This is a genomic window from Shewanella sp. SM32 (assembly GCF_025654235.1).
GTDB classification, from domain to species: domain Bacteria; phylum Pseudomonadota; class Gammaproteobacteria; order Enterobacterales; family Shewanellaceae; genus Shewanella; species Shewanella oncorhynchi.
In genome coordinates, this window is the sequence record NZ_JAKKRO010000076.1 from 1 (window position 1) to 18013 (window position 18013).

The window sequence follows — 18013 nt, forward strand, 5'->3', positions numbered from 1 at the left end:
TTTCTTTCGCACAATATTGAGTTGCATTATTTACCGCCTTACAGCCCGAACCTCAATCCGATAGAAAGACTGTGGAAGGTCATGAATGAGCACGCGAGGAACAGCGTGTACTTCAAAAATAAGCGAGATTTCAGGTCCGCACTGGATAAATTTTTCAAAGAAACATTACCCGATATTGGTGAAAGTTTAGCGTCGCGGATCAATGATAATTTTCAGCTCTTTACCCACGCATCTTCAGGTTGATTGGGTATATGTGTAATTTGCCCTGATATTTCCTCAATTTGGCTTACCATTGAATTCAAAGAAGATAAAGCTTGTTCTGTCTGAGTCACGGCCATTTGCGCCCGTTCAGCCCCTTTATCGATAATATTTGAAGCACTATGTACTTCTTTTTGGAGGGCATCGATAAGCACACTAATATCATCGGTGGAGCTTTGAGTCTTGGACGCCAACGCCCTGACTTCATCGGCAACGACGGCGAAACCACGACCTTGCTCACCCGCCCTAGCGGCTTCAATTGCCGCATTCAAAGCGAGTAGATTTGTTTGCGCCGCAATCGAACTAATCACCTCAAGAATTCGACTAATATTGGTGCTACTTTCGGCCACTTTACTAACGGCTATTTTAGCTTGCAATGACTCTTTCGACATCGTGTCTACATAATCCATTGCTTTAGTTAAACTTTCCTCACTTGCACGAATGTTACGCGACATCGCCTCTGTTTCTACCGCCGTTTGCTCTGATGCTTTAGCGACTTCGAGCGCTGTTGCGCTCATTTCATTTACTGCAGTAACAACACTTTCAATCTCACCATGTTGTCGTTGGACGCTATCACGAGTTAATTGGGCTATTTCTGCTGATGATTGGCTTTCTTGCTGAGTACGACTCGCTAAAACTTTTAATTCTGCAATGAGACTCTTTAGCTTATAAATAAAGGAGTTAAAGCCTTTTGCTAGAGCGATGAGCTCAGCATGTGAGTCGACTTCAATCGATTGGGTCAAGTCACCCTCTGCACTAGCAAGATGCTCTACTCTATTTTGAATCATCTTCAGTGGCGAAATAATGCTGCGAAGCACCAAACTAATGGTGATAACGGCAATAACTGATACGACTAACCCCACTATCAATAGTAGGCTGCCAAGTGATGTAGCCATTTCATCCATTTTATTATTGAGTTCAATTGAGCTTTTATAGGCTTGAGCGTTAGGGACTTGAATAACAAGTGACCATTCAGTATTCGCGAGTGAAATTTTAATCGGATAAGCGACAATAATTTCATCGCCGTCCGTCATGTATTGACCATTCTTATGCAATGAACTAATTTTAGTCGCTAATTTAGGATCTATTGATTCTGATAGAGGACGGGCTTTTTTACTGTCATAGCTGGACGCAACAATAAAGCCATGATTACTCAGCAATGTGACCTTAGCTTGTCCGTCATAAAGGCTCTTTGCTAATCGATCAATTAACGATTGGAATACCGGTAAGTTTACATCAATACCTATTACACCGATGAACTGCTTATGCTTGACTATCGGTACTGTCAGGGAGGTCATTAGCTCAGTATGACCAGGGCTGATTTCGTCTAAATATGGCTCCATTAAACAAGGTTTTAGCGTTTCTTTAGCGCACAGATACCATTCTGCATCACGCACACCAAACTCATTCAGGCTAGTAAGATATTTTTCTTGTGAATCATCAACTTGCCTTTGTTTCACACTGCCATCACTATTACGGGTGTAATACACTTCTAATGCACCAGAAGATGCCACACTATGACTAATCTCTACATTTAAAAATTCGCTATCGAGACCATCGTAACCATTCGGTTCAAATTGCGCGTACATAGAAGAGGTTTGCGAACTTTTCTTTAGCACGGCCGCAAGAGCAAGCTCTAACCTATCGCGCTTTAAGGGTAATTCTTCAGCGGTGCTTTCAACAATCCCCGCAAAAGAAAAAGGAATACGAGAAGCTTCATTAATAAACCCCGCAACCATTTCACCATACTCGCCTGCTCGTGCCTCTAGCTTATCGCGAGTCTCCAGTTGCAGGGTTTTTTGTACTTGTTCAGAAACCTGGATATTTTGTGCGGATAATGCCTGCCAAAGACTTATCGTTAAAATTGCAACAATCAATAAGAACAATGCGGAAGTAATCCACAACAATTTAGTACTGATGGATAAATGCTTCATCTAGTAAACTCCCAAGAGAACGACAATAGCGTAATTATTTTGATCTACTTTATTTTTATACTTTCTATACAGCATTAAAAATAGCACTTAGGGTAAGAATTACCAGTACTTAAGATAAAGAGTTGTCAATGAAATGTAAAACTTTTGAATGACTAAATCAAAAAAAGGCCAAATTCAAATAAATGAATTCAGCCTTTAATATCAAACACTATTCTTGATTGAGTCTAGGATTAGCGTCCCCACAACCAAGCGGCGCCACGCACCCCAGATGAAGCACCATAATAATTTTTAACAACGGGTGTGTGGCACTCTCGGCCAACTACATAGAGCGGCAAAATTTTCGGTAATTCGGTATAAATAGCATCGATGTTAGACACGCCGCCACCAAGGACGATAACATCAGGATCCATCATATTGATCACATGGGCCAATGAACGGGCTAAACGATCAATAAAGCGGTTAAATGCTTGAGTTGCCAGCGGATCTCCCGCTTGCATCATTTGGGCAATTTCAATACCGCTGTCAGCAATACCGCCCGCAGCGCGAAAGTCGCGAACAAAGCCTGTTCCAGATATAAACGTTTCGATACAGTCTCTATTACCACAAAAACACGTCGTGGTATTAAATTCATCGGCTTTCATCCACGGTAAAGGATTATGGCCCCACTCACCACCAATACCATTGCCACCATCATGTACTTGGCCTTTAATTGCGATACCAGCACCACATCCCGTTCCAATAATGGCACCAAATACAACTGACTTTCCTGCGGCAGCGCCATCTACCGCTTCTGATACGGCAAAACAGTTCGCATCATTAGCAATTTTTACTTTACGATTTAATCGAGTCCCCAGATCCACATCAAGTGGATGACCATTGATCCAAGTTGAATTAGCGTTTTTTACTAGGCCAGTAAAAGGAGAAACAACCCCAGGAATACCTATTCCGATAGTGGCGGTTTGCTGCAGGCTGTCTTCGACTTCAGTTACCAATGCAACCAAAGCATTGACTGTCGCAACATATTCTCTCGGTGTCGGGATGCGTTTACGAAAGACTTCGTTACCATCGCTATCTAATGCGACTACCTCGATTTTTGTGCCACCAAGATCGATACCAATTCGTAACATTCATATACTCCGTTTAAATATATTTAACGCAAAGCGGTGCATTAACAACCTGATGCATATCTGCAACTGTAGAGACGCTGCTAAGTAGAACTTTTCGTTTTAAAGTTATCTACATTAGAATTTCCAAGCGCACTATGCCTGCTGGACAAACAGCAATCAACCTCAATGTATTTAAATACACCATAGCGCATACCCGCACATGCCATTATCTGCTTATCCGATAGTACTGCGAATGTTCCTTGATTTATCCGCAGCAGAAAAACTTGGATAGAACTGTCTCCGCTTAAATCCACCTTAAAATTGATAAGGTCATTTGTAACAAAGTCTGTTTTTGCCTATGTCTGCCATTGGTTTGAATTGGTTATCGCCTTATACTTTTGAGCTCAAATATTAAAACAACAATGTTGGAAGCAAGCGATATGACTATTGGGACTGCTCCGGTAAGTAAAACACATTCATTTATGACTGTGTCTCTTATCGAATTATGGGAACGCTTTGGTTATTACGGCATGCAAGCGCTGATTGTGTACTTTATGGTGCAGCGCCTTGGCTTTGATGACTCACGTGCAAACTTAGTATGGAGTGCCTGTGCGGCACTTATTTATGTATCACCGGCGATTGGTGGCTGGGTTGGGGATAAAATTCTCGGCACCAAACGCACTATGCTGCTCGGTGCGGGGATCCTCTCTCTGGGTTATGCACTAATGGCCGTACCCACTGAAAATACGTGGTTTATGTTTTCAGCGCTCGGCGTGATTGTGGTCGGTAACGGCCTATTCAAGCCGAATGCGGGTAACTTAGTCCGTAAAATCTATGAAGGTGACGATTCTAAAATCGACAGTGCTTTTACTATCTATTACATGGCGGTAAACGTGGGTTCGACCTTCTCTATGTTGCTCACGCCTTGGATTAAAGATTACGTTAACGCCCAGTATGGTAACGAATTTGGCTGGCACGCAGCCTTTGCCGTGTGCTGTGTCGGTATATTGGTGGGGTTAGGTAACTATGCACTCATGCGTAAGAGTCTAGTCCATTACGGTTCTGAGCCAGACACTCGCCCAGTGAACAAGAAAAACCTCGCGATTGTATTGGGTCTATCCGCATTGTCGGTTGTCGCTTCAGCCATTATTCTTGAATACGAAGCTGTTGCGCGCGTCTTCGTTTATGCAGCAGGCGTAGCCGTATTGGCAATCTTCTTCCACTTGATCCGCACCAGCGAAACCAGTGAAAGAGCGGGACTGATTGCAGCACTGATCCTTACCGTGCAAACCGTGTTCTTCTTTATTTTCTATCAACAAATGTCAACGTCACTCGCGCTGTTTGCCCTGCGTAACGTGGATTGGGATTTTCAAGTTTTTGGTACCCACTTGTGGACTTGGTCACCTGCCCAGTTCCAAGCATTAAATCCATTATGGATTATGGTATTAAGTCCAGTACTCGCATGGAGCTATTCGTGGGCTGGACGCAATGATAAAGACTTTTCTATCGCGGCGAAGTTTGCTCTCGGTTTTGCCGTTGTGGCGATTGGCTTCTTTATCTATGGCTTTGCGGGCCAATTTGCCGTCAATGGTAAAACCTCTTCATGGATCATGATCTGGGGCTATGCCTCTTACTCTTTAGGGGAATTGCTGGTGAGTGGTCTTGGTCTTGCCATGATTGCCCGCTACGTACCTGCGCGTATGGGCGGCTTTATGATGGGCGCCTATTTCGTCGCCTCAGGTATTTCACAGTATCTGGGCGGTGTGGTCGCTAACTTCGCCAGTGTACCCAAGGATTTAGTCGACCCACTGCAAACCTTACCCGTATACACAAGTCTGTTTAATAAACTAGGTATAGCCGCTGTGGTCTGTACCTTTATCGCACTTGCGGTATTACCTCTGATGCGTCGCCTGACTGAAACTCACCATTCACACAACAATGCTGCTGATCATGATATTAATGAAAGTGCTGCAGCATCGCTACGGGATGTGAAAGCCGAGCAGTAATGCTCGACTGACAATAGCGATTTATCTATTGCATAACATTAACTGCCGATAGCCCTGCTATCGGCAGTTTTTTTATCACTTCATTCAACATCGTTTATACCCTTATATTGCTACTCATAACCAAATGAGCTTTAGCGAAAGTCATGCAATCCTACTGTAACTGGCTTAGCGCTGAGTTGCTGAGAATAAGAACTTCAGTTCCACATTATCGGCCCTCACACGCGGATGACTTCAGCCCCTCAATTTGTTACAAAGCGAGTACACACTCAGTTGCATGGCGCAGCTCAAGTGCAAACTCAAATTAACATGATTAATGAAATAACGAAGGGTAAAGAGTTAGCCGTTCAAGCTTGAGAAGCGCGGCACTTAGCCCCATATCAATATCACTGAATACCTTTTATTCATCAAGACTGAGCCGTTAACGCTTTGTCTTAGCAATGCAACGAACAATACGCCTAACACAGTTAGCGCCTCTTGTTGTAGCTAGCAAAAACGGCAGTCACTTGGAGACACTATGTCACAACAGACATCAATATTGGCCGATATTCCCTTCTCGCTATTGGAACTCGCGCCCATGCGCCAAGGCTCAACTGTGGGTGAAACACTGCACAACAGTTTGCAGTATGCCACGGAAGCCGACCGACTCGGCTTTAATCGTTTTTGGTTTGCCGAACACCATAATATGCCAGGTATCGCTAGCGCGGCGACCTCGGTATTAATTGGCTATATTGCTGGCAATACTCAGCGTATTCGCGTCGGCGCGGGTGGGATTATGCTGCCAAACCATGCGCCTTTAGTGGTCGCCGAACAGTTCGGTACCCTTGAAAGTCTCTATCCTGGTCGAATCGATTTAGGACTAGGCCGCGCGCCCGGCAGCGATCAGATTACCAGCCGAGCACTGAACCGTGATACCAGTCGCGCCGAACAATTCCCTGAAGAAGTCAGTGAATTACAAACTCTACTTGGCCCTTACAATGGTCGTCATGCGGTGCGAGCGATTCCCGGAGAAGGTACTAATGTGCCAATTTGGTTATTGGGCTCGAGTCTTTTTAGCGCACAGTTAGCGGCGCAGCGCGGTTTGCCCTATGTGTTTGCGGGCCACTTTGCACCACGTTTTCTCTACGATGCGATTGAAATCTATCGCCGCGACTTTAAACCTTCTCAAGTGCTTGATAAACCCTATGTGATGCTCGGCTTGCCGTTAGTTGCCGCCGATACAGATGAAGAGGCCCAATATTTGGGCACGACCTCAAAACAGCGCGTGCTGGCACTTATCCGTGGTCGCGAGTTATGGCTAAAGCCACCAGTTGATACTATGGATGGCTTGTGGAGTGCGCAAGAAGAAACCTATGTCGATAATTTCTTAGGTTTATCAGTTACTGGTGGCCCAGCGACGATTAAGCATCGTTTGGAAATAATAGTAAAAGAGCTCGGCGTGAATGAGTTTATCTTTACCAACGACTTGTATGATCTTGATAAACGCAAAAAGGCATTACAGATCCTAATGGAGATTAAAAAGTAGCGATTCATTTAACTAATGAGTGCTGAAAGTCACTGGCAGTAAAAACAGCCAATTCCAAAACAATCGCCCCAAATAAAAATCCCGCCGAAGCGGGATTTTTATTATGCAAAACTGTCATCTAAAACCGTTTTTATATCAAAGCGATATTAGCTTTTCAGTACGGCATTGAAGCTGGCGTTAAGAATACCAAGGCCTGCATCAATTTGTGCATCCGGCGCCGTTAATGGCACCAAAATGCGCAACACATTACCGTAGGTACCGCAGGATAATAAAATCAATCCTCGGTCACGGGCATCGCTCAACACTTGCGCGCAATAGTGCGGCGCAGGTTTACCTTCTTCCATCAATTCAATGGCGATCATAGCGCCTAAACCACGCACATCGGCAATTTGCGGATGCTCGACCTGCATGGTATGAAGTGCCGATTTAATACGGGCGCCAATGGTATTAGCTCTTTCTAAAAGCTTTTCTTCTTCAAATACTTCGATAACGGCGAGCGCAGCGGCGCAGGCTAACGGACTGCCGCCATAGGTGCCACCTAAGCCACCGGGGCCAATTGCATCCATTACCTCGGCGCGACCAGTAATGCCAGAAAGGGGGAAACCACCCGCAATAGATTTGGCAAAGGTGGTGATATCCGCAGCAACCCCCATTTGCTCCATTGCGAAGAAAGTACCAGTACGGCCCGCGCCCGTTTGCACTTCATCGGCAATCAACATAATGCCTTCACGGTCGCACAGTGCGCGCAGGCGCTGCATAAAAGCGGGCGATGCGGCGTAGAAACCGCCCTCGCCCTGCACAGGTTCTAAAATAATGGCGGCAATATCACTCGGCTCGGCATCATTTTTAAAGATACGTTCGATGGAAGCCATAGCATCGTCATCGGACACGCCATGCATTTCGCACGGGAACTCAGCGCGGAACACATTCGCCGACATCAGCCCCATACCTTTACTGTAAGGCGCGACTTTTCCGGTCAATGCCAAAGCCGCAATAGTGCGACCATGGTAGCCCGAGGTAAACGCAATCACGCCAGCACGTTTGGTATAGGCACGCGCCACTTTAACTGCGTTTTCAACTGCTTCTGAGCCACTAGTGAATAATGCAGTCTTCTTGGCAAAATCCCCAGGCACCAGTTGATTGAGCTTTTCACACACTTGGATATAGCTCTCGTAGCCGAGCACCATAAAACAGGTATGGGAAAAATTATCCAGCTGAGCTGCAACCGCCGCCTTAACCTTAGGATGAAGGTGACCCGTATTGAGCACGGCAATGCCACCCGCAAAATCGATAAACTCGCGACCTTCAACATCCCATACGGTCGCGTTTTCGGCGCGCGCAGTAAAGATTGGGTGAATTTGCCCGACACCACCCGCAACTGCGGCTTGGCGACGTGCCATCAATGAATCATTGGTTGTTGTCATTTAGTGTTCCTCACTCGCCAAATCGGACCGTATTAAACGGACATGCAGATGTATTTGATTTCTAGATATTCTTCGATACCGAACTTAGAGCCTTCGCGGCCAAGCCCTGAAGATTTCATCCCGCCAAAAGGTGCGACTTCCGTCGAAATCAAGCCAGTGTTGACCCCAACCATGCCATATTCCAAGGCTTCGGCGACTTTCCACACCAATGAAATATCGCGACCATAGAAATAGGCGGCGAGGCCAAATTCAGTATCATTAGCTTGTTTAATCACATCGTCGACATCGCTGAATTTAAACAGCGGCGCGAGTGGACCAAAGGTTTCTTCGCGGGCAACAAGCATGCTTTTATCGACATTGGTGAGCACGGTTGGCTCGAAGAAATTACCGCCAAGATCATGAACTTTGCCGCCCGCGATCACAGAGGCGCCTTTAGCGATAGCATCGATAAGGTGACTCTGCACTTTTTCGACCGCAGCGGCATTGATCAACGGGCCCGTAGTGATGCCCTCGTTGATGCCCTCTCCAACCTTAAGCTTGCCAACAGCAGTGCTAAGTTTTAAGGCAAACTCGTCGTATACACCGTCTTGCACATAAATGCGGTTAGCGCAGACGCAGGTTTGGCCGGCATTACGATATTTAGCTATCATGGCGCCTTCGACAGCGGCATCGATATTGGCATCGTTAAATACGATAAATGGTGCATTGCCGCCAAGCTCTAGCGACAATTTTTTTAAGGTAGGCGCGCATTGCGCCATTAATTTAATACCGATATTGGTTGAGCCCGTGAAGGATAATTTACGCACTATGGGATTAGCACACATTTCATTACCAATCTGCACCGCATCACCCGTTAACACACTAAATACGCCCGCAGGAATACCGGCACGCTTAGCGAGTTCAGCCATCGCTAATGCGGTAAAGGGTGTTTGGTGCGCAGGTTTTACCACCATAGTGCAACCCGCAGCTAACGCTGGAGCGGCTTTGCGGGTGATCATCGCAGCAGGAAAGTTCCACGGCGTAATCGCGGCAGTTACACCGACAGGCTGCTTAATTACCATCAAGCGCTTATCCCCTTGATGCCCAGGAATGGTATCGCCATAAATACGCTTCGCTTCTTCGGCAAACCACTCGATAAACGAAGCGGCATAGGTTACTTCACCTTTCGCTTCTGCCAGCGGTTTACCCTGCTCAGTCGTCATGAGCAATGCTAAGTCATCACTATTTTCATTGAGTAATTCAAACCAACGCCTTAACTTAGCGCCACGCTCTTTGGCTGTGAGCGCTCGCCATGCAGGTAAAGCCGCTTCTGCCGCCTTAATCGCCATTTCAGTTTCAACTTGTCCCATATTAGGAACGTAGCCAATCACGGCATTGGTTGCGGGATTAACCACCTTTAGCGTGTCACCAGAAACGGCATCACACCATTGACCATTAATAAAAGACTGTTGACGTAGCAAACTCGGATCATTTAATTGCACAAGGATTTCCTCGTATTATGAAGCTACCTAGCTTCTTAAAAGTGATAATGTTAAAGACCTAGTTTGTCTCTTAACGTGTAATACCAAGCTCCGATAGCACTAAAAGGGACTCGAAGTGCGTGACCGCCGGGGAAAGGATAATGTGGCAATGCAGCAAAGGCATCGAAGCGCGTGGCTTGGCCGTTGAGCATCTCGGCCAGTAACTTGCCCGCCAGATGGGTATAAGTGACACCGTGGCCACTGCAACCCTGTGAATAATAGATATTCTTACCGATACGACCAACCTGTGGCAGGCGCGACAGCGTCAGTAGGAAGTTACCTGTCCACGCATAATCGATCTTCACATCCTTTAATTGCGGGAAGGTTTTGAGCATATTCGGAATAATGATCGATTTAATGTCCGCCGGATCGCGGGCACCATACACTACGCCACCGCCGTAAATCATCCGCTTGTCGCCAGACAGACGGAAATAATCGAGCAGATAGTTACAATCTTCGACGCAGTAATCCTGTGGTAATAAGCTCGCAGCCAGATCGGCACTCAAAGGCTCTGTGGTAATCACTTGCGTGCCGCAGGGCATAGATTTTGCCTGCAGCTCTGGCATTAACTTACCTAAATAGGCATTACCCGCCACGACCACAAACTTGGTTTTTACACTGCCCTGCGCCGTATGCACAACCGGGCTATCGCCCTCATCGACACTCAACACCGCTGAGTCTTCAAAAATTTTACCGCCGAGGGATTCAACCGCGCGCGCTTCGCCTAGGGCTAAATTAAGCGGGTGAATATGGCCACCACTTTTATCGAGTAGACCACCGACATAACGCTCAGTATTTACCACACCGCGAATACCTTTAGCATCGAGAAGTTCGAGCTGATTAACATGGCCGTGGCTTTCCCACAGTTGTTTTTGATGGCGTAGATGGCCCATTTGTTTTTCGTTCATCGCGGCAAACACGCCGCCATCTTTTAGATCGCATTGAATATTATACTTAGCAATACGATCGCGGATGATTTGCCCGCCCTCAAAGGCCATTTGGCCAAAGAGTTTACCTTGTTCTTTACCGACTGTTTTTTCAATAGTATCAATGTCACGGCTATAACTATTAACGATTTGTCCGCCATTACGGCCCGAGGCGCCCCAGCCAATGCGAGCGGCTTCTAACACCACCACACTCATGCCAGATTCTAATAAATGCAGCGCGGCAGAAAGGCCTGTATAACCTGCGCCAATCACACAAACATCGGCTTCAATCGATTCCTGTAGACGCGGACGTTCAACCTTATCGTTGGCCGATGCCGCATAATATGATCCAGCGTGAGCTATGGCAGACATGTTGTTCCCTTGAATTCTAATGTTCATTATTTTAAACAGCCATCACATCCTACACCTTCATAAAACGAAACACTAGCCAGAAAAGCGCAATAATTTACATTTTGTTTGATATATCAAACACGAGATTATTTTTAGCTCAGTGATTCAATTCTGGTGATCTTGAGTAACAGGACTAGCCTGCAAAGCAAAGCGGGTGATGGGAGCGGTGACAAATATCAAGGATGGCTTTGGCAATACCAAAGCCATCCCCAAATTAAGCTAACTAGTTCATTGGTGTACGGTCGCGTTTCTCTGCCCGTCTTGCCATATACCAAGAAAGGAAAGCGATGAGTGAAACACACAGTATGATCAGCGTCGCTAAGGCATTGATCTTAGGGGAAACCCCTAAACGTACCGAAGAGAACACCACCATAGGCAAGGTCGTTGCACCAGGGCCTGAGGCAAAGCTTGCGATCACTAAATCGTCTAAGGACAAACTGAATGACAACAACCAACCCGCCACCAGCGCCGGCGAAATCATAGGCACAGTAATCAAGAAGAAAGTCTTGAGCGGTGTTGCCCCTAAGTCCATTGCCGCCTCTTCGATTGACATATCAAGCTCGCGCAATCTTGAAGACACCACCACAGCCACATAGGCAGCACAAAATGTTGAGTGTGCAATCCACACTGTCATCATGCCACGCTCTCTGGGCCAACCGAACAAATCTGCCATGTGCACAAACAGTAAAAGCAAAGACAGACCAGTGATCACTTCAGGCATTACCAGCGGTGCAGTAATCATGTTCGACAGGGTCAGTTTTGCCCATGAACGCTTAAAGCGTGTCATCACAAAGGCTGCCATAGTGCCGATAATGACCGCCATAGTTGAGCTATAAAACGCTATCCGCAGACTGGTCCATACTGCATCTAAAATCTGTTGGTCTTGAAATAACTCGCCATACCATTTAGGTGAAAATCCGCCCCATACCGTCACTAATTTAGAGTCGTTAAAGGAATAAATCACCAGCACTAACATAGGTGCATACAAGAAAAACAAGCCAAACCAGAGCATCACTGAAGAAAAGCTTAATTTTTTCATAGGTCTTTCTCCAAACTACGCGCCTGATAGCGATGGAATAAAGTGATCGGAATAATCAATAGACCCAACATCACAATCGCCAGTGACGAAGCCACAGGCCAGTCGCGGTTATTGAAAAACTCTTGCCATAACACTCGACCTATCATCAAGGAATCGGGACCACCGAGTAGCTCTGGGATCACAAACTCACCCACGGCAGGAATAAACACCAACATAGAACCAGCAATCACACCACTTTTTGACAGCGGGAAAGTGATTTTCCAGAAGGTATTCAAACGGCTCGAACCTAAGTCAGACGCAGCTTCAATCAAACTCATATCAAGTTTCACTAAGGTGGCGTACAAGGGCAAAATCATAAAGGGTAAATACGCATAGATGATGCCGATATACACGGCAATATTGGTATTGAGGATCTGTAACGGCTCAGAAATAATCCCCAACCACATCAGTGAATTGTTGATGATCCCTGTGTTACTTAAGATCCCCATCCAAGCGTAAACACGGATTAAAAATGAGGTCCAAGAAGGCAACATAACTAACAGCAACAGCACGGTTTGCAACCGCGCAGGGGCACGGGCAATGGCATAGGCCATTGGGTAGCCAATAATCAAGCAGCCCAAGGTCGAAATTAACGCCATTTTCAATGAGCTGAGATAAGCCATGTAATATAGCGAATCATCGAGCAACATCAAATAGTTACCCAAATGCAGGAAGATATTTAATACATCGTCAGCATATTGGAATGTTGCTTCATAGGGCGGAATAGCAATCGCCGCCGTCGAAAAACTCAGTTTAAGGACAATCGCAAACGGTAGGGCAAAAAACAGCAGCAGCCAAGCGTAGGGAATACCTATGGTCCAGAAGCGGCCCTTAAGCCACTTTAATTTAATGGGTTTCTTCATGATCTCAACACCACTCCACTGGTGTCCTCCCAACTAATGAACACTTCGTCATCCCATGTGGCATGATCGGCGCGGCGTTCACGGTTAGTCATACTGCACTGTACGATTTGACCATTCTCTAAACGAATGTAATAGACTGAAATACCACCTAAATACGCGATATCATGTACGATTCCTTTCGCCCAGTTGTACTGACCTTCAGGCTGTTCACGGCTAATAATGGTCTTTTCGGGACGCACTGCTAGCCAAACATTCTTATCTTCAACGTTAGTCGTGACGCCATAACCAACATAGAAAGGTTGGGCCAAATCATTAGACTTAATGATCAGATGGTCGACTTCATCCACTTCAATCGCGCCACCAAACAAATTCACAGTACCGATAAACTCGGCGATCATGCGGCTGTTAGGGCTTTCGTAAATATCCATTGGCGAGCCAGTTTGAGCAATCCAGCCATCACTCATGATCGAAATTCGACCTGCCATTGTCATGGCTTCTTCCTGATCGTGGGTCACCATCACGCAGGTCACGCCGACACGCTCAAGGATTTCAACCACTTCTAGCTGCATTTGGGTACGCAGTTTTTTATCCAATGCGCCCATAGGCTCATCGAGCAGTAATAATTTAGGCCGTTTCGCCAGTGAACGGGCCAGTGCAACACGCTGGCGCTGACCACCGGATAACTGATGCGGTTTACGCTTACCGTATTGCTCCATATGCACGAGTTTCAGCATATCTTGCACACGCTGTTCAATTTCGGCTTTAGGCAGCTTGTCTTGCTTCAAACCAAATGCAATGTTTTGTGCCACTGTCATGTGGGGAAACAAAGCATAGGATTGAAACATCATATTGATGGGACGTTCGTATGGCGGTAAATCGGTGATATCTTCCCCATCAAGGAAAATACGGCCAGAGGTGGGCTTTTCAAAACCCGCCAACATGCGCAGTAGTGTTGACTTACCCGAGCCTGACCCGCCAAGTAAGGCAAAAATTTCGCCTTTATTGATAGTTAATGACACATCGTCGACAGCCCGCACGTCATCGAATAATTTGCTTACCCGCTCAATCTTGAGCAGTACTTTTTCTTGCGTCTTTGTTGTCGGTTTATTGGTGACGCTCGAGGTGATTGCCATAGTACTTCTCCACCCGAAAATGAGGCGTAGATACGCTCAAACTCTAGGTTCAACACGATTAATGAATGAAAAGTGGTTAAACAAACTGTGTCAAATCCTATACGTGGATTAACTATGCATAGGATTGGACATAGAAGTTTGCCAAGCTGGGGGCAAGCTAGGCTTGCCCCCTATCGACTATTGTCCTGACTTCACTTTGGTCCAAACACGGGTTAATACGCGCTGAATTTTCAAAGGACGAATTTCACCAATATAAAGTTTGTCTAACACTTCTTGTGGTGGATAGATCGCAGGATCGGTACGGATAGCCTCATCAACCAGAGGTTGAGCGGGATCGTTCGGGTTAGCATAGGCCACATAGTTAGAGATAGGCGCTATGACTTCTGGACGTAGAAAATAGTTAATCAGCGTGAGTGCATTATCGACGTTCGTTGAATCAGCAGGGATAGCTAACATATCGAACCACAGATTGGCACCTTCTTTTGGAATGGAGTAGCCAATCTTATTGCCATTTTTTGCTTCTTCAGCACGGGCCTTCGCCTGGAATACGTCACCGGAGAAACCGTAAGCGACACAGATGTCACCGTTCGCTAAGTCAGAAATATAACGTGAAGAATGGAAATACGTCACATAAGGACGAATTTTTTCCAGTAACTCACCCGCTTTTTCATAGTCTTCAGCCTTAGTACTGTTAGGATCTAAGCCTAAATAAATCATCGCCTGTGGCACCATGTCGTCGGCAGAGTCCAACATAGCAAAGCCACACTTAGAAATTTTTTCAGCGTATTTAGGATTGAAGATCAGTTCCATTGAGTTAAATGGCGCATCTTCCCCCACAGCGGCTTTCACTTTATCGATGTTGTAACCAATGCCATTGGTTCCCCATAAATAAGGCACGGCATATTGGTTACCCGGATCGGCTTTTTCAAGCAACTTCATCAGGGCTGGATTTAAATTTTTAAAATTAGGTAACTTAGCACGGTCTAAAGGTTTGAAAGCACCCGCTTTGATTTGCTTAGCGAGAAAGTGGTTAGAAGGTACAACGATATCGTAGCCACTACGACCAGACAGTAATTTAGCCTCAAGCACTTCATTACTATCAAATACATCGTAAATTACCCTAATGCTCGTTTCTTTCTTGAAGTTTTCTAAGGTATCTTCCGCGATATAATCTGACCAGTTATACACGCGAACCACTTCTTCCGCTTGGGCCACTGCGCTTGCAAATACGCTCGCAGTCACCAGCGCTAATGTGGTCATCTTATTAAATAGCTTCATGCTTTCTCCTTTCTCGGGTAGCAGAACTGCTTAAGCAAATTCTGACATTGTGTCACCGGGCTGCCCGGATATTGTTGTTATTTTCGACCAATGCAACACCTTAAAAACCGCATCGGCAGTCTCTACGGCATGATAACCATGCCTACTTTATATCTTGCTGCAATTTGTTAAGTATCAGGTTTCGTGCCAAATTTTCGAGGCATCGGTATTGCATTAACACTCAAAAAAATAGACTAGATATGACACTGCTTGTACATTTTGCAACATTAAGGCAAATGCCTCAAGTCCCTAAGCAATCGCAAAAAAACACTTAGATAAACACATTTTAAATATGACTAACAATTAGTTAGTAACGCTAGCAAGCGAACAACCTAAAATTGTTAAGCCTATTTTACTTCCCTTGCAGACAAGCAATGGAATTGAATAATCACTTTAACGGACAAGCCATTAAAAACCATCATATTATTTAACAAGCGAGTTGCACCAGTTAAGTGCAACCTCACTAAAACAGTGCACGCATCAGTATCGTTATGGCCAACGTTAACCCCTTATTCCTTGGGTTAACGCGGCAACACGGTCAGTGCAATCAATCCAAAACATTACACAGTGAGTAATAGGAATTCACGTTCCCATGAGCTGACAACACGGCGGAAGTTTTCAAGTTCAGCCTGTTTTACCGCCACAAATCCAGTGGTGAAGGATTCGCCTAAATATTGCTTACAGGCATCACTTTCTTCCATCGCCGCTAATGCTTCCTCTAATGTCAGTGGTAAACAATGGGTATTATTGCTACGACTTTCATTGGCTTTACCTTGCACAGGAGTCGAAGGTTTTAGCGACTCAACCATGCCGATATAGCCACACAACAAGCTCGCGGCAATCGCCAAATAACAGTTAGCATCGGCGCCGGGAATGCGGTTTTCAATGCGACGGTTTTGTGGTGAAGATTCTGGAATGCGTAAACCACAGGTACGGTTTTCATCGCCCCATTCTAAGTTTACAGGTGCCGAAGTGCCGGGGAGGAAACGACGAAACGAGTTCGCATTTGGCGCCATCAGTGGCAGTAACTCAGGAATGAATTTTTGTAGACCTGCAATATATCCCAAGAATAGCTTGCTCTTAGTCCCATCTTCATTGGTGAAAATATTCTTGCCAGTCTCTTTATTGATCACGCTTTGATGAATATGCATCGCACTGCCAGGTTCATCCGTCACGGGTTTTGCCATAAAAGTGGCGCACACATCGTGCTTCAGCGCGGCTTCCCGTAAAGTGCGTTTAAAGATAAACACTTGATCAGCTAAAGATAATGCGTTGCCATGGCTGAAGTTAATCTCCATCTGTGCGGGACCATCTTCATGGATTAAAGTATCGATATCTAAACCTTGAAGCTCACACCAATCGTACATATCTTCAAACATAGGATCATATTCGTTGGCAGCATCAATAGAGAATGACTGGCGACCCGCTTCGGGGCGACCTGAACGACCAATTGGAGGCTTTAAGGGTAAATCGTGGTCGTCACTACGACGAGTCAAATAGAACTCCATTTCGGGAGCGATAACAGGTTCCCAGCCCTGTTCGTCATAGAGAGACAAGACTTTTTTCAACACGTTACGTGGTGACAGCTCAATCGGATTACCCATTCTGTCGTAGCAATCGTGGATAACCTGTGCCGTGGCTTCGATGGTCCAAGGCAACATAAAAACGGCATTTTCATCGGGTACACAAACAAAATCGATGTCGGCGGGATCGAGCAAACTGTAGTAAATCTCTTCGTCGACAAAATCACCGGTCACAGTTTGCAACAACACACTTTCGGGCAAACGCATGCCTTTTTCATCGAGAAACTTATCGACTGGAGCAATCTTGCCGCGGGCGATGCCAGTCATGTCACTGATAACACATTCGACTTCTGTGATTTTTCGTTCTTTTAAAAAAGCGATTAGCTTATTCATTATTATTTCACTCGAGTTGTAGCCCTACGTCGGCATGCATCACCGAAGGCATTGAAAATGGAGAGATAAAACGGATTCTCGCTCACCTTCCACTCTGGATGCCATTGCACACCGAGGGCAAATTCTTTAGTACCAATTACGGAGAAAGCCTCCACTAACCCATCTGGAGCATAAGCTTCTGGCCGCAACCCAACACCCAGGCGCTCCACGCCTTGAGTATGTACAGAGTTAATCTCTGCAGAGTTACGGCCCCAGGCCTCGTAAATAAGCCCCCCGGGCTCAACAGTAATACTGTGAGAAGCCCCATACTGCACATCTAAGGATGCGGTTTTATCTTCTCGATGTTCAATAAAGCGTAAGCGTAACGCCAACCACACCTTGCGGTGTGGCTGGTGATCAGTAAGGCAGGAGTTGCTGTAGTTTCTCTTGGGTGTTGGCTTTGGGTAGCTCGGTTAATAAGCGGCATAGGTAATCATACGGCTCCAGTCCGTTGATTTTTGAGGTCTCGACCAGGCTGTACAGTGCCGCACTGGCTTGTGCTCCCGTCTTGGTATTGGCGAACAACCACGCCTTGCGACCAATCACGAACGGTTTGATGG

General features: G+C 45.9%; 13 protein-coding genes and 2 pseudogenes. 3 read left to right on the top strand and 12 right to left on the bottom strand.

The features are described 5' to 3' along the window. A partial coding sequence (locus L5M10_RS20985; RefSeq protein WP_263255837.1) for a transposase occupies positions 1-243 on the top strand: 243 nt, incomplete at its 5' end. On the opposite strand, the pseudogene L5M10_RS20990 reads toward L5M10_RS20985, so the two are convergent. Both L5M10_RS20990 and mak read right to left on the bottom strand, forming a co-directional pair. Further along, a pseudogene (locus tag L5M10_RS20990) lies at positions 231-2192 on the bottom strand (methyl-accepting chemotaxis protein); the annotation flags it as partial. The gene L5M10_RS20985 and the pseudogene L5M10_RS20990 sit on opposite strands and share 13 nt — an antisense overlap. 230 nt (positions 2193-2422) lie before the next feature. Further along, positions 2423-3319, bottom strand: a complete 897-nt coding sequence (gene mak, locus L5M10_RS20995; RefSeq protein WP_263160858.1) for a fructokinase — start codon at positions 3317-3319, stop codon at positions 2423-2425. Between the two features lie 419 nt (positions 3320-3738). Here mak and L5M10_RS21000 point away from each other — a divergent pair, with 419 nt between their 5' ends. Next, positions 3739-5304, top strand: coding sequence for a peptide MFS transporter (locus L5M10_RS21000; protein ID WP_028760874.1), 1566 nt, complete (start codon positions 3739-3741; stop codon positions 5302-5304). Positions 5305-5818: 514 nt separating this feature from the next. After that, complete coding sequence (locus L5M10_RS21005) at positions 5819-6826, top strand: LLM class flavin-dependent oxidoreductase (RefSeq protein WP_263255838.1); 1008 nt, start codon at positions 5819-5821, stop codon at positions 6824-6826. Between the two features lie 146 nt (positions 6827-6972). Here the strand turns inward: L5M10_RS21005 and gabT are convergent, their stop codons facing one another. The 10 genes and pseudogenes from gabT to L5M10_RS21055 all read right to left on the bottom strand — a co-directional run. Beyond that, the gene (gene gabT, locus L5M10_RS21010; protein ID WP_263255839.1) at positions 6973-8250 is read right to left on the bottom strand and encodes a 4-aminobutyrate--2-oxoglutarate transaminase; all 1278 of its coding nucleotides are present in this window, start codon (positions 8248-8250) and stop codon (positions 6973-6975) included. 32 nt (positions 8251-8282) lie between these two features. After that, complete coding sequence (gene gabD, locus L5M10_RS21015) at positions 8283-9731, bottom strand: NADP-dependent succinate-semialdehyde dehydrogenase (protein WP_263146005.1); 1449 nt, start codon at positions 9729-9731, stop codon at positions 8283-8285. Positions 9732-9781: 50 nt separating this feature from the next. Further along, positions 9782-11068 carry an NAD(P)/FAD-dependent oxidoreductase gene (locus tag L5M10_RS21020; protein ID WP_028760878.1) on the bottom strand — a complete coding sequence of 429 codons (1287 nt, stop codon included), beginning with the start codon at positions 11066-11068 and terminating at the stop codon, positions 9782-9784. Positions 11069-11330: 262 nt separating this feature from the next. Beyond that, on the bottom strand, positions 11331-12146 hold the full coding sequence (locus tag L5M10_RS21025; protein ID WP_263255840.1) for an ABC transporter permease subunit: 816 nt from the start codon (positions 12144-12146) through the stop codon (positions 11331-11333). After that, the gene (locus L5M10_RS21030) at positions 12143-13048 is read right to left on the bottom strand and encodes an ABC transporter permease subunit (protein WP_028760880.1); all 906 of its coding nucleotides are present in this window, start codon (positions 13046-13048) and stop codon (positions 12143-12145) included. Before L5M10_RS21030 ends, L5M10_RS21025 begins: the two co-directional genes overlap by 4 nt. Further along, positions 13045-14181 carry a polyamine ABC transporter ATP-binding protein gene (potA, locus tag L5M10_RS21035; protein WP_028760881.1) on the bottom strand — a complete coding sequence of 379 codons (1137 nt, stop codon included), beginning with the start codon at positions 14179-14181 and terminating at the stop codon, positions 13045-13047. The genes L5M10_RS21030 and potA overlap by 4 nt, the downstream gene beginning before the upstream one ends. Before the next feature lie 177 nt (positions 14182-14358). Beyond that, the gene (locus tag L5M10_RS21040; protein ID WP_028760882.1) at positions 14359-15459 is read right to left on the bottom strand and encodes a polyamine ABC transporter substrate-binding protein; all 1101 of its coding nucleotides are present in this window, start codon (positions 15457-15459) and stop codon (positions 14359-14361) included. A 599-nt stretch (positions 15460-16058) separates the two neighbouring features. Further along, positions 16059-17414: a glutamine synthetase family protein gene (locus tag L5M10_RS21045; protein WP_105249908.1), complete on the bottom strand. Its 1356-nt coding sequence runs from the start codon at positions 17412-17414 to the stop codon at positions 16059-16061. Positions 17415-17416: 2 nt separating this feature from the next. Continuing rightward, positions 17417-17767, bottom strand: a pseudogene (locus tag L5M10_RS21050) (gamma-glutamyl-gamma-aminobutyrate hydrolase family protein); the annotation flags it as partial. A gap of 43 nt (positions 17768-17810) precedes the next feature. Further along, positions 17811-18013: transposase domain-containing protein (locus L5M10_RS21055; protein ID WP_263255841.1), on the bottom strand; the 203-nt coding region annotated here is incomplete at its 5' end.